General features: G+C 62.8%; 13 protein-coding genes and 1 rRNA gene. 8 read left to right on the forward strand and 6 right to left on the reverse strand.

The window, feature by feature from the left end:
* Window positions 1-149: 149 nt before the first annotated feature.
* From rrf to BLQ92_RS36745, 3 genes are all read left to right on the forward strand, one after another.
* A 5S ribosomal RNA gene (rrf, locus tag BLQ92_RS36735) occupies window positions 150-262 on the forward strand.
* Between the two features lie 141 nt (window positions 263-403).
* Complete coding sequence (locus tag BLQ92_RS36740; RefSeq protein WP_090695394.1) at window positions 404-1,333, forward strand: LysR family transcriptional regulator; 930 nt, start codon at window positions 404-406, stop codon at window positions 1,331-1,333.
* A gap of 165 nt (window positions 1,334-1,498) precedes the next feature.
* Complete coding sequence (locus BLQ92_RS36745) at window positions 1,499-2,446, forward strand: cupin domain-containing protein (protein WP_090695397.1); 948 nt, start codon at window positions 1,499-1,501, stop codon at window positions 2,444-2,446.
* Between the two features lie 45 nt (window positions 2,447-2,491).
* Here BLQ92_RS36745 and BLQ92_RS36750 read toward each other — a convergent pair whose 3' ends face one another.
* Window positions 2,492-2,737, reverse strand: coding sequence for a hypothetical protein (locus BLQ92_RS36750; RefSeq protein WP_090695401.1), 246 nt, complete (start codon window positions 2,735-2,737; stop codon window positions 2,492-2,494).
* Between the two features lie 229 nt (window positions 2,738-2,966).
* Here BLQ92_RS36750 and BLQ92_RS36755 point away from each other — a divergent pair, with 229 nt between their 5' ends.
* A complete protein-coding gene (locus tag BLQ92_RS36755) occupies window positions 2,967-3,251 on the forward strand; it encodes a prevent-host-death protein (protein WP_090695555.1) in 285 nt (94 codons plus the stop codon).
* Window positions 3,248-3,667: a PIN domain-containing protein gene (locus BLQ92_RS36760; RefSeq protein ID WP_090695404.1), complete on the forward strand. Its 420-nt coding sequence runs from the start codon at window positions 3,248-3,250 to the stop codon at window positions 3,665-3,667. The genes BLQ92_RS36755 and BLQ92_RS36760 overlap by 4 nt, the downstream gene beginning before the upstream one ends.
* A gap of 45 nt (window positions 3,668-3,712) precedes the next feature.
* Here the strand turns inward: BLQ92_RS36760 and BLQ92_RS36765 are convergent, their stop codons facing one another.
* A complete protein-coding gene (locus BLQ92_RS36765) occupies window positions 3,713-4,993 on the reverse strand; it encodes an MFS transporter (RefSeq protein ID WP_090695407.1) in 1,281 nt (426 codons plus the stop codon).
* A 104-nt stretch (window positions 4,994-5,097) separates the two neighbouring features.
* Here BLQ92_RS36765 and BLQ92_RS36770 point away from each other — a divergent pair, with 104 nt between their 5' ends.
* Window positions 5,098-6,012, forward strand: a complete 915-nt coding sequence (locus tag BLQ92_RS36770; RefSeq protein WP_090695412.1) for a LysR substrate-binding domain-containing protein — start codon at window positions 5,098-5,100, stop codon at window positions 6,010-6,012.
* 12 nt (window positions 6,013-6,024) lie between these two features.
* Here the strand turns inward: BLQ92_RS36770 and BLQ92_RS36775 are convergent, their stop codons facing one another.
* The 4 genes from BLQ92_RS36775 to msrB form a co-directional block, all read right to left on the reverse strand.
* Complete coding sequence (locus tag BLQ92_RS36775; protein ID WP_090695415.1) at window positions 6,025-6,960, reverse strand: glycoside hydrolase family 6 protein; 936 nt, start codon at window positions 6,958-6,960, stop codon at window positions 6,025-6,027.
* A gap of 204 nt (window positions 6,961-7,164) precedes the next feature.
* Window positions 7,165-7,848, reverse strand: coding sequence for a peptide-methionine (S)-S-oxide reductase MsrA (gene msrA, locus BLQ92_RS36780; protein WP_244106578.1), 684 nt, complete (start codon window positions 7,846-7,848; stop codon window positions 7,165-7,167).
* A gap of 125 nt (window positions 7,849-7,973) precedes the next feature.
* Complete coding sequence (locus tag BLQ92_RS36785) at window positions 7,974-9,842, reverse strand: cytochrome c biogenesis protein DipZ (protein ID WP_090695422.1); 1,869 nt, start codon at window positions 9,840-9,842, stop codon at window positions 7,974-7,976.
* A 54-nt stretch (window positions 9,843-9,896) separates the two neighbouring features.
* Entirely contained in the window at window positions 9,897-10,409 is a 513-nt protein-coding gene (msrB, locus tag BLQ92_RS36790; protein ID WP_090695426.1) for a peptide-methionine (R)-S-oxide reductase MsrB, read from the reverse strand.
* Between the two features lie 202 nt (window positions 10,410-10,611).
* On the opposite strand from msrB, the gene BLQ92_RS36795 reads away from it, so the two are divergent.
* Window positions 10,612-11,367, forward strand: a complete 756-nt coding sequence (locus BLQ92_RS36795; RefSeq protein WP_090695430.1) for a response regulator transcription factor — start codon at window positions 10,612-10,614, stop codon at window positions 11,365-11,367.
* The gene (locus BLQ92_RS36800) at window positions 11,364-12,851 is read left to right on the forward strand and encodes a sensor histidine kinase (RefSeq protein WP_090695435.1); all 1,488 of its coding nucleotides are present in this window, start codon (window positions 11,364-11,366) and stop codon (window positions 12,849-12,851) included. Before BLQ92_RS36795 ends, BLQ92_RS36800 begins: the two co-directional genes overlap by 4 nt.
* Window positions 12,852-12,869 lie beyond the last annotated feature (18 nt).

The following is a 12,869-nucleotide window of genomic DNA, read 5'->3' on the forward strand; positions in this document are numbered from 1 at the left end:
CCCGAAGGGGGGCAGGACACCACGCACAGGTTGAGTGATCAGTGTTGTGCCAGAAACAACACAACCCGCATCAAACGAGAGGCATCCTCTCAGCTACTTCTTCCAGATTGGCTGTGCCGCCCACAAAGGCGACACGGCAACAAGTCATGCCTGATGACCATAGCGAGTCGGTACCACCCCTTCCCATCCCGAACAGGACCGTGAAACGACTCCACGCCGATGATAGTGCGGATTCCCGTGTGAAAGTAGGTAATCGTCAGGCTCCCTAGCAAGACCAGAAACCCCGCCTCTCAAAGGCGGGGTTTTTGCGTTTACGCGTCCGGAAAGCGCATACGCAACCGGGCATGCTATAAATCCCCACATCTCGACCCATCTCGCCTTGCCGCCCGGAGCCGACAATAGAATGGACTATTTCGCCGCCGTCCGCGCCTTCCTCTGTGCCGCCGACCTGCAGAGCTTCAGCAAGACCGCGCAGCAACTGGAACTGAAGACATCTACCGTCTCCCGCTACGTCACGGAGCTCGAGGGCGATCTGGGTATTGCGCTCTTCAATCGCTCCACGCGTGGCCTCGTGCTCACCGAAGGCGGGCGCGTCTTTCGTGAGCATGCGCTAGTGGCGATGAAGGCAATGGACGAGGCGCGCAGCGTGACGTCCTCGCTGAATGCCTCGCCCCAAGGCGTGCTGCGCGTAACGATGCCGACCTCGTTCGGCCGCAAGCATGTGGTGAAGCATCTGCCGGCGTTTCTGGAAAAGCATCCACGCATCGGCGTGGACATGATTTTCTCGGATGATGTGATCAACCTCATCGAGACCGAAGTGGATCTCGCCATCCGGATCGGCGTGCTGCCCGATTCGCAGCTCATGGCGAGGCGCCTCGCGGCCCATCGGCGCATCGTCTGTGCGAGCCCTGCATACGTCGCCACGCACGGCGCACCAGAGACGCCAGAGGATCTGAACCGCCACACGGCGCTGCGTTTCTCGCGCGCTATCGATGACAAATGGATCCTCAGCCGTTGCAAGGCCAAATCGAAAACGAAGGACGTGACGGTTCAGCTCAGCGGGCAAGTGAGGGCGAACGATACCGACGCCATCATCGATCTTGCCGTCGCTGGATGTGGCATCGCGCTGCTGCCCGAATGGAGCATCGGCGCCGAGCTACGTGCCGGCGATCTGACGGCGCTGCTCGTTGACTGGGAGGCCCGGGCTACACGCCTGGACCCAGCGATCTGGGCCGTCTATCCGCCAAAGAAAGTGGTTTCGTCCAAGGTGCGTGCGTTTGTCGATTTTTACGCCAACATCTTTGGCCGCGACGATTATTGGGCGCATCCGTAGCCGGCCGGATGGGCTGGCCTTCCATTCCGTAGTCCCTTTTCCGCAAAACTGATTCCCGAGACGAGTCGTTCTCCGGGGCGTAGCCTTTTTCTATAGTGGACTCAGACGTTAGCGTGAGCTGACGAACCCGCGACTCATGCGGGGAACCCTTTATAGGAGATGGACATGCTCGACAGAACCGCACTTTCTACGCTGGAACTGGATGCTTCGGCGACGACCGAAGACGCACAGTACTTCGAATACACCTCATCGGCGAATCCTATCGGCGCCAAGCTGATCTCGCGCATTCCGTATCGCTCGTTCCCCGCTTCGCTGTACAACAGCGGCCCGACCCGTGTAGTCCCGCTCGACCTGTCGGCCGAACTCGGCTGCGAAAGTCCGGCAACAGGTCCGGGTCTCTCAGCCAATTTCGTGCGCGTGCTGACCGGCGAGAAGGTTGCACTGAAGCCAAACGCTACTTCGATGGTGTTTTACGTCATAGAAGGTTCCGGCATCGCCTCGCAAGGCAAGAGCGCATTCCAGTTCGGGAAGGGTGACTTCTTTACGTTCCCGGGTGGAGAATCGATGACGCTCACGGCCGAATCGACGGCTCGCCTGTATTACGTCAACGACGCGCCGCTGCTCACCTACCTGGGTGCAAGCGTGCAGACCCCACGCTTCAAGCCGACGCATTACCCGGCCGCGCGCGCAGAAGAGGAACTGAAGAAGGTGTCGAGCGCTGCCGGCGCTAGCCAACGGAACCGCGTCAGCATTTTGTTGGGTAACGCGAACTTCCCGCAGACGCGTACCGTGACGCATGTGTTGTGGGCGATGTTCGGTGTGGTCGCGGCAAAGACGATACAAAAGCCGCACCGCCATCAATCGATCGCGTTGGACTTCATCTCGGACTGCAAACCAGGCTGCTACACGCTGGTCGGCACCGAACTCGACGAAAACGGCAACATCCTCAATCCGCAGCGCGTCGACTGGGAGCCGGGTATGGTCTTTGTGACGCCCCCGGGATACTGGCATGCCCACTTCAACGAATCGGACGAGAACGGCTACCTGATTCCGATTCAGGATGCTGGTTTGCAGACTTATTTGCGAGCGCTGGACATCCGCTTCGCGCATTGATTGGATCCGTCTGAATCGAACCGAAAGAGCGCTCGCTGGTGACGATCAGGCCGTAGCGTGACCCTGGTCGCAGAATTCGTCAATCACCGCGGTGGCCCGATGCTCGAGCGAGCTGATGGCCATCAGCGGGTCGATCTTGACTCGCGGGATGGTCAGTTCCGGGCCAACGGGCGCCCCTTTCTGGCTATCGCCATCGATACGTTCAATCAGGGCCCGGCACACCCACTGCACGCCGAGTTCATCCGGCACCACATCAACATTTACTCGAAAGCCACGATGTTCCAACGCCACAACAACCTCCAGACTTACAACGAAATTTAGGTCACTCGACGGACAATGCGGCGAGAGTGCGAAATGCTAGCACGGGTCCCACAATCTCTTCAGTGAAGCGGGCAATTGGGCTGGTCAGCTCGATGGGGGCAGCCTGACCATTTCGGGTAAATCTTGCATCGGCAGCGATTTCGGCGCAAAATGTGTACACACAGATTCACAAATGCGCGCCATTACCAGGGGCGAAATCATGGAAACGATTAAGGTTGGGATTCGGGAGTTCAGGGCCGATCTAGCGGAATATATCGCCGCTAGCACGCCCGTAGCCGTCACTCGTCACGGGCAGACGGTTGGCTACTTTATTCCTGCGCACGGCCAGAGCGAGGGGGATGTTGCAGCTCTGAAGAAGGCGAGCAAGACCTTGGATCGGCTTCTGGCCGAGCAGGGCATCGACGTTGAGGACGTGGTATCTGAGTTCAAGGCGGCTCGAGGATCGACCCTAGGTCGCAAAAAGACACAAACCAAGGCGACATGAGCAATAAGGCAATTGTGCTGGACTCGAATATCCTGATTCGTGCTGTCCTTGGGAAGCGAGTGCGCGAACTGACCGTCGAGCATGCGTCGTCGATCAGGTTTTTCGCTCCCGACATTGCTTATGCTGACGCCAGAAAATATCTTCCCCCGCTGCTAGAAAAGCGAGGCGTTCGTGCAGAGGCCGCGATGCGCGTACTCGACGGTCTTGCTGCGATCGTACACGCAATCGATGCCGATGTTTATCTCGGCATGAAGCAGCAAGCTCTAGAGCGCATTGAGCGACGGGACGCCGACGACTGGCCTATTCTTGCATGCGCTATGACCTTGGGATGTCCCGTTTGGACGGAAGATACCGATTTCTTCGGCACAGGCGTTGCGACTTGGACCACGGATCGGGTCGCGCTGTACTTTGAGTAGCGCCATGCAGACCGATCCGGAGTGGCGCTGTACGCGCCATCCTTCTTACTTCGCCAGTACCACCGCCCGCCCCTCCCGCGAAGGCAACCGATACAACCAACCCGCGATCCCAATCGCGAGCAGCAACAGCGCGCAGGCCATCGCAACTACACCGTGCCAGCCGCGCAAACTCCAGAACACTCCGCCGAGCGAGCCGACCACGCTCGATCCCAGGTAGTAAGCAAACAGGTACAGCGACGACGCCTGCGCCTTGCTGACCTGCGCCCGTGCGCCGACCCAGGCGCTGGCAACCGAATGCGTGCCGAAGAAGCCGATCGTCAAGACAGCCACCCCGAACACGATGACCCAGAGCTGGTTCGAGAGCGTGATGGCGGTCCCGACAAACATCAGCATCAACGTGGCCGGCAGCACGACCCGGCGCCCAACCTTCGCAGAGAGACTGCCCGCCCAGGCCGAGCTGACGACACCGAACAGATATACCGCGAAAATCAGGCCGATTTTGGTCTGGTTCAGAGAGAAAGGCGCCGCAATCAGACGGTAGCCGACATAGTTGTACACGGTGACAAAGCTGCCCATCAACAGGAACGCTTCGACGAACAGTAGCGGCAGAATGCCGTCGCGCAAGTGAGTGCCGAAGGCGCGCACCAAAGGGACAACGCGTAGTTCCCGCTTCACGAAGTGGCGCGAGGGCGGTAAACAGCGCCACAGGATCGCGGCACTCAGTACGCCGAGCACGCCGATCACCAGCACCGCCGAGCGCCATCCCCAGACATCGGTTATCACACCGGTCAACAGACGCCCCGCCATTCCGCCAAGGCCAGTCCCACCGACATACAACCCCATCGCATGACCGAGCGAGCGCGGATGCATCTCCTCGCCCACGTAAGCCATCGCGACCGCCGGCAGACCGCTCAGCGCGATACCCATCAACGCGCGCATGACAAGCAGCGTCGGCCAGTGCGGGACCATAGCGCAGATGACGGTAAGCACCGCCGAGAGCAACAGCGAAGCCACCATGATCGGTTTGCGGCCCCAGGCCTCGGATAGCCCGCCCGCCACGAGCATCGTCACTGCCAGCAAGCCCGTGGTCAACGACAGGGCAAGGCTTGCGCCCGCGGCGCTAACGCCGAAATCCGCCGAAAACAGCGGCATCAACGGCTGCACGCAGTAAAGCAACGCAAAGGTCGCGAACCCGGCGGCGAACAGGGCGAAATTGGTTTGCCAGAAGGCCGGCGTGCCGTGCTCAATTTTTCCTGTCAGTTCGCGAGGCGCCTCGCCAGCGGTCGAGATGACGGCCGTCAACACGTTGACGTCGTGCTTTCCCATGTTTCGGTCACTCCATATGCAGTTTCAATCGTGCCTCAATGATGAGATCGACTCATGCGGGTGTCCAATATCGATTTGACTGTAATTGATACATAATCGATATCATGGACCTTCGCCGAATTCGCTATTTCATCGTCCTGTCCGAAGAACTGCATTTCGGGCGGGCCGCACAACGCCTGAATATCGCGCAGCCGCCTCTCAGCCAGCAGATCCGGGTGCTGGAGGACGAGTTGGGGGCGCGCCTGTTCGAGCGGACCAACCGGCGCGTGGAATTGACGGCCGCCGGCAAGGCGCTGTTGCCTGAAGCGCGCGCCCTGGCCGCGCAGGCGGAGCGGACTGGCGAGGTGGCGCGGCGCGCCCAGCGTGGCGAACTCGGCGAGTTGCGGGTGGGCTTTACCGGCTCGGCTGCCTTTAGCGCGGTCATCCCGAAGCTGATTTTCGAATTCCGGCGCCGCCTGCCGGAAATACACTTGAGGCTCGAGGAACTGAGCACCCAACAGCAGTTGACGGCAATGCTGGAGCGGCGCCTGGAAGTCGCTTTCGTGCGCGGCACGGCGCGGCCCGATTTGCCGTCGACGTGGCAGGTCATCCGCCTTTTCGAGGATGCGCTCGTGGCCGTTCTGCCCGCGCGTCACCCGCTCGCTCTACAGGGCGGCGCGCTTTCGGTGGACGCGTTCAGGAACGAGGGCTTCGTGATGTATCCGCGTGAGCGCGGCACCGGTGTGTACGACCAGGTCATTGCGCTGTGTCAGCAGGCCGGTTTTGCGCCGCGGCTTGCTCAGGAGGCGCGAGAGTCGCCGACCATTGTCGGCCTGGTGGCAGCCGGACTCGGCGTGGCGTTCGTACCGGCCTCGTTGAGCAGCATCAAGGTGGATGGCGTGGCGTACCGGCCGCTGCGCGGCAAAGGCGCACGCTCTGCGATGTGGATGGTGTTGCGCGCCGGGGAACTGTCGCCGCAGGAGGCACTGTTCGTTAGGCTTGCTGAGGAGATTGGGGCAGAAGTGTCGGGCGGAATCTGAGACCCCACCACCTCACTCCCCGTCAATCAGACGCACCGCCAGATCCGGATCGAATCCCCCCGCTTTCAACGCCGGCGCAACGCCACAAGGCCCATCGGAGGTGCCCGGATTCTTGATCCATGCGAGCCATATCTGCCCAGACGGTTCTCCAGTCGGCTCGCCCAATCTGGCGCTCGCAGGGTTACACCATTGCCCCTCTGAACCATTGCCGTTGCGGCTGGTATCGACCACAACCGGCTTCGTCAAACCGAACCGGTTCGACAACTGTTCGTTGACGGCATTTGCATACGCTAGCGATTCTTGCGTCGTGTAGAAATTCGACACGTTCAAGGCGAATCCCTTCACCTCGCCGATGCCAGCGTCGTGCAGACGGTTCGCCATGGCATCCGCGCCAATCCAATGCGCGTTGCCGGCGTCGAGATAAACGTCGGCCTCGGGTGCGTTCAAGCGCATGCGCGAGACCGCATAGCGCAGCAGATCCAGCCGGGTCTGCTGCCCTTCAGGCGTTTTGAAGCAATCAAGTTGAGCAAGCGAGTCCGGCTCGACGACCACCATGGCGCGGCTCTTGCCGATGCCTTGCGAGAACGCGTCGATCCATGCGCGATAGGCGCTGACGTCGGCTGCTCCGCCCGCGGATGCTCCGCCGCAGTCGCGCTCGGGAATGTTGTAGGCGACGAGGATCGGCACCTGATGTGCGGCATTGGCGGCGTTGACGTACTGATCGACGGCCGCCTGCACGTCGCGGTTCCAGCTACCGAACCATTGCGCAGTAGGCACGTGAACGATGGAGGCGGCGATCTTCGCCGCGCGCGGATCGTCTGCATGAGCGCGCACCCACACGGCGGCCTCGGAGTTGGGATCGGCGTAGAACGAATCGGCGGCCCACGCCTGCCCCAAGGCAAAAAACGCAGCCAACGCGATACCGACGGCTTGCACGAAGCGTTTCATCTAGCGACCCCCGTCCCTCAAGCGCTCACATACACCCAGGCCTGCGCGCCGGATTTCAGCGTTACGCTCACGCGTTAAGTGTGCCGCTTACTCGCGTAAGCGGGGCGTCATTTTCCTGAGGCGATAGCGTAACTTGACTAGCCCGTTTTGTGTGCGGAACTGCGCACGCCGGTCGCTCATGAATCACGCCCGGCGTGTCCTCCTCTACGACGAAGAGACTTTCAGCAATACCGGATCGTTACGATAGAGATCGGGAAACATCCGCTTCAGGTTGGCCACCTTGGGCAAATCGTTAATCGCGATGTACGGATAGTCAGGATGTAGCACGAGATAATTCTGGTGATAGTTTTCCGCCGGATAAAAGCCCTTGAAATCCTCCACGCGCGTGACCACCGGCGCTGAAAACACGTGAGCCTTGTCGAGCTGCGCGATATACGCCTGTGCGACAGTACGCTGCTGTGGATTGACCGGGAACACCGCCGAGCGATATTGAGTGCCGTGGTCCGGACCCTGGTAATTCAGTTCGGTCGGGTTATGGGCGACTGAGAAGAAAATCTGCAGCAGCCGTCCATACGTGATCTGCGTCGGATCGTAGGTGATCTGTACCGATTCGGCGTGACCGGTGTCGCCTTCGCTGACCGTTTCGTATTGCGCGGTACCGGCCGCGCCGCCCGTATAGCCGGCGGCGACCTGTTTTACGCCGCGCACGTGTTCGAATACGCCCTGCACGCCCCAGAAGCAGCCGCCGGCGAACACGGCGGTTTCGCTATGGGTCGCAGTGACTTGTTCGTCCTGCGCGGGCGGGGGGATTTGCGTGGCCGCTTCGGCCGAGACCGCGACGCGCTGCACGGCGATGACCCCCAAGGCGAGCGCGACGGCGCCTGCCAGTTTGGCGAAGGTGGAACGCTTGCGTGAAGACGCTGCGTTGCTAAAGATGTTGCTCACGATTGCCACTCCTTAATAAGTGATGACATGCATCGGACAGTTCGAATGCAGCAGTGCCGCGCGCGGCATCAGCCGAACGTGAATGAATATGCTTCGACGCCGGGGTCCAGAAACTCGATCGAGAAGGTGTGATCCTTGACGTCGCCGGTTTGCCGCACCAGTTGATAGAGCCGCTCTTCCGTCACCGTGCCCATGCCGTCGGGGCTCACGTCGCTGCCGTGTGCGGTACCCGGCGCGGCGCCGTCGATGCTGACGCGAAAGCGCACGGCCTTGCCGTCCTTGTCCGGGCCCAGCACCAGATGCAGATCGCGCGCATGAAAGCGGTAAACGATGCCGCCGGACGCGGCGCTTAGCGTCGCGTACTCGGCGCCGACGCGCCACTTGCCGTCGAGGCCCCATTCGTTGAGCGTGGGCTGAGCCGGTGCCGCATACGAGTGCTGTTTGTCCTCGGCTTCGCCGCCCGGCGAAACGAAGTTCTCGGCGCGGGCGTAGCCGATATAGGTTTCCGGCGAGCGCATATCGGAGTTATCGGCGGCAACTTCTACGCCTTTGACGCGGGTGCTGGTCAAGCCGGTCGGGACACTCGTTGCGCTCGCGTGGCCCGCTTCGGCCAGCAATTGCTGGATGACCTTCTCCGATTGCTCATAGTCGCCTTCGCCGAAATGGTGGTAGCGGATGCGTCCCTGTGCATCGACAAAGTAATGCGCGGGCCAGTACTCGTTGTTGAACGAGCGCCAGATCGCGTAGTTGTTGTCGATCGCCACCGGATAGTCGACACCGAGGTCATGCGTGGCCTTCTTCACGTTGTCGATATTGCGCTCGAAGGCGAATTCCGGCGCGTGCACGCCGATCACAACGAGCCCCTGATCCTTGTACTTTTGCGCCCACGCGTTCACGTACGGCAGAGAGCGCAGGCAGTTGATGCACGAGTAAGTCCAGAAGTCGACCAGCACGACCTTGCCGCGCAGGCTCTGCGCGGTGAGCGGCGGCGAGTTCAGCCACTGGACGGCGCCGTTCAGCGAAGGCAACTGGCCTTCGACGGGCAACGGGGGCGTCGTTTCGCTTACTGGCTGAGCTGCACGCATCATGCTGCCGGACTTCGCCACCATGGCGGCGCCTGGGTTGGCAGCGGCGGTATCGGCGGATGCAGCAGCCATCCCGGAGGCGGCGCTGGTGTTCGCAACGGCGGCGGGGTTGCCCGCCATCTTCGCGCCCGGCGACAGCCGGTCGACCAGCTTCTGCTCGATGCCCCCGGTGGCCACCGTCGACACCCGCGTCAGCACTCCGGTGTCGAGCCCAAACGCAATTGCGACCACGCCGGCCAGCATCGCCGCACCGATGCCACGGCGGATCCACTCACCGGCGCCGAGCGAGCGCTTCATCGCAGTAAACACCCGGCCGCCGATCAACAGCGCGACCGCGAGCGAAGTGGCTGCCCCAGCCGCGTAGGCGATCAGCAGCAAGGTGGTGCCGACACTCGCGCCGCGCAGCGCGGCGCCGGTCAACACGAGACCCAGGATTGGCCCGGCGCAGGGCGCCCACAGCAGCCCCGTGGCAATGCCGAGCAGAAACGACGAACCGGCGCGCACCTGCTGGCCGTCGGCCTGGGCGAAGTTCGACAGCCGGTTGCCGGCGCTTACCAGCGGCCGCATCAGGTGGTCGGCAAAGCGCGGGAACAGCAAGGTGAGGCCGAACACCGCAAGCAGCGCGATGGCGAGCCAGCGGCCATACTGGTTGGCCTGGGTCACCCAGCCGCCGCCGACGGCGGCCAGCGTCGCCACGAGAGCGAAGGTGAGCGCCATGCCGGCGAGCAGCGGCAGGCCGCTGCGCACGAACGGCTGATCGGCGCGCGCAAAGACGAACGGCAGCACCGGCAGGATGCATGGGCTGAGTATCGTCAGGGCGCCGCCGAGGTAGGCGAGAACGATGAGGAGCATGATTTTTCCAGAGGACGGGGGCGTAAGCCGGGGCGTCGGTCGCGCGCAGGCGGGTCAGGTGGCAGCCGGCGTGAAGCTCATCGCCACGCCATTCATGCAATAGCGCAGGCCGGTGGGCTTGGGGCCGTCGTCGAACACGTGCCCGAGATGGCCGCCGCAGCGCCGGCAATGCACCTCCGTGCGCTCCATGCCGAACGAACTGTCGTTGCGGGTCGCCACAGCGTGGTCGAGCGGCGCCCAGAAGCTCGGCCAGCCCGTATGGCTATCGAACTTGGTGTGCGACGAGAACAGGTTAAGCTTGCACCCCGCGCAGGAGAACACTCCGGCGCGATGCTCGTCGTTCAGCGGACTCGTAAACGGACGCTCGGTACCCTCCTCGCGCAGAACCGCGTACTGTGCCGGGGTCAGCAACTGGCGCCATTGGGCGTCCGTGCGCGTGAATTCGAAGCCGGCGGCCGGCTGGCCGGCATCTGCCGGCGCCGCGGCCAGCCGGGGCAAGCGGGACACGGCAGCCAGCGCCGCCACGGCGGCTGTGCCGGCGAACAGAAAGCGTCTGCGACTCTGCATGATGTGCTCCTTGGTGCCAATCTGCGGATAGTGGCCACATGCTAGGTCGCAGGCGGTGTCGAAGTCCTCACGAAAAGTTAAATTAAATGTGATAACTCGCTGCCGGGAAATTTTGCACAATGACGTAACGGCAGTTTTCCGGGCGGGCGCCGCTCACCGCTCTTGCAACGCTAACCACGGCCTGACTGGCATCCCAAGCTCCATGGATCATCCGAAGCGCGTACTGATCGTCGAAGACGACGTCGACATTGCCAACGTTCTGAGCCTGCACCTGCGCGACGAACGCTATGAAGTCGTGCACAGCGCCGACGGCAATGAAGGGCTGCGGCTGCTGGAGCAGGGCGGCTGGGATGCCCTGATCCTCGACCTGATGCTGCCCGGCGTCGACGGTCTGGAGATTTGCCGGCGGGCCCGGGCCATGACTCGTTATACGCCGATCATCATTACCAGCGCGCGGTCGAGCGAAGTGCACCGGATTCTCGGTCTGGAACTGGGCGCCGACGATTACCTCGCCAAGCCATTCTCGGTGCTCGAACTGGTGGCGCGGGTGAAGGCGTTGCTGCGGCGCGTCGACGCGATGGCGAAAGACTCGCGCATCGATGCCGGCACCCTGCAGCTTGCTGGCCTGACGATCGACCCGTTGACGCGCGAGGCGGCCGTCGAGGGCCGCCGGATCGAGCTGACGCCGCGCGAATTCGATCTGTTGTATTTCTTCGCCCAGCATCCCGGCAAGGTGTATTCGCGCATGGATCTGCTGAACGCCGTCTGGGGTTATCAGCACGAAGGCTACGAACATACGGTCAACACGCATATCAACCGGCTGCGCGCGAAGATCGAGGCCGATCCGGCACAACCCGCGCGCATCCTGACCGTCTGGGGGCATGGCTACAAGTTGGCGGTGCCGTCGGAGGGGGCGCCAGCGCCGGCGCCGGACGCCCGCTCAAAGGATGCGCCGTGAACCTGACCCTGACCCAGCGGCTCCTGATCGTCTTCTCGGCGCTGCTGCTCGCCTGCTCGGGCGCATCGGCCTGGCTGCAGATCCGCTCGAGCGACCTGCATGAAAAGGAAGTGGTGCAGGGCCTGTCTCGCGGCCTCGCTGCACACATCGCCAGCAGCACGTCGTTGACCGATGCCAACGGCCTGCGCCCGGATGCCGTGCGGCAACTATTCGGTCAACTGATGGCCGTGAATCCGAGCGTCGAGGTCTATCTGCTCGACAACGAGGGGCGCATCAAGGGCGACGATGCGCCCGCCGGACGCGTCAAGCGGCAACAGGTGGATCTGGAGCCGATCCGCCGTTTCATTGCCGGCGATGCGCTGCCGATCCTCGGCGACGATCCGCGCAGCATGGATGGTCATAAGGTGTTCAGCGCTGCACCGCTGCAAATGGCAGGGCACCCGCCGTCGGGCTATATCTACGTGGTGCTGTTCGGTGAGGCACACGACGAACTGGCGGCGCGCGTCGCCGCGAGTTCTGTGTTGCGCACGACGCTCTGGTCGATGGCGTTGGTGGCCTTGCTGGGGCTCGTCGCGGGCCTGGTGGCGTTCGGCCTGATCACGCGACCGTTGCGGCGCTTGACCGAGGCGATGCGCCAGTTCGACGCCAACGGCGAGCCGGATACGCAGCCCCAGGTGCCGCGCTCGGCGTCGGCAGGACGGCGCGACGAAATCGCCGTGCTGGAGGCCACGTTTGCGCAGATGGCGGACCGCATCGGCGAGCAGTGGCGCGCACTGACACGCCAGGATCAACAGCGGCGCGAACTGCTCGCCAATATTTCGCACGACCTGCGCACACCGCTGACCTCGCTGCACGGCTACCTGGAAACGCTGTCGCTGAAGGCGGACACGCTCAGCGAGACCGAGCGCAAACGCTATCTCGGGATCGCGCTTGCGCAAAGCGTCAAGGTAGGGCGGCTCGCGCAGGCGCTGTTCGAGCTGGCGCGGCTCGAACACGGCAACGTGCAGCCGGCGCTGGAGGACTTCTCACTGGTCGATCTGGTGCAAGACGTGTTCCAGAAATTCGAGTTGCCGGCCGAGGCGCGCCGCATTCAGCTACGGGCCGGCATTCCGCCGCGCCTGCCCCCGGTCTGCGCGGACCTCGGCATGATCGAGCGGGTGCTGACCAACCTGCTCGACAACGCGATTCGCCACACGCCAGCTGAGGGCGCGATCGACGTGGAGCTTGCCTACCGCGAAGGCAAGGTGCAGGTGACGGTCAGCGACACTGGCCCAGGCATTCCGGCCGAGTTGCGCGAAGGGCTATTCGAGCGCCCGTTGGGCGCCGGCGGTGCGCATCGCGGCGGCGGCTTCGGACTGCTGATCGTGCAGCGTATGCTGCAGTTGCACCACAGCCGGATTCGCCTTGTGGAGCGCGCCGGCACGGGCACGAGCTTCGCCTTCGAACTGCCGACGGCTAGCGTTGCCCAAGTCGCTCGCGCCTGACGATGATGGCTTAACGCT

The organism is Paraburkholderia phenazinium, from assembly GCF_900100735.1.
GTDB classification, from domain to species: domain Bacteria; phylum Pseudomonadota; class Gammaproteobacteria; order Burkholderiales; family Burkholderiaceae; genus Paraburkholderia; species Paraburkholderia phenazinia.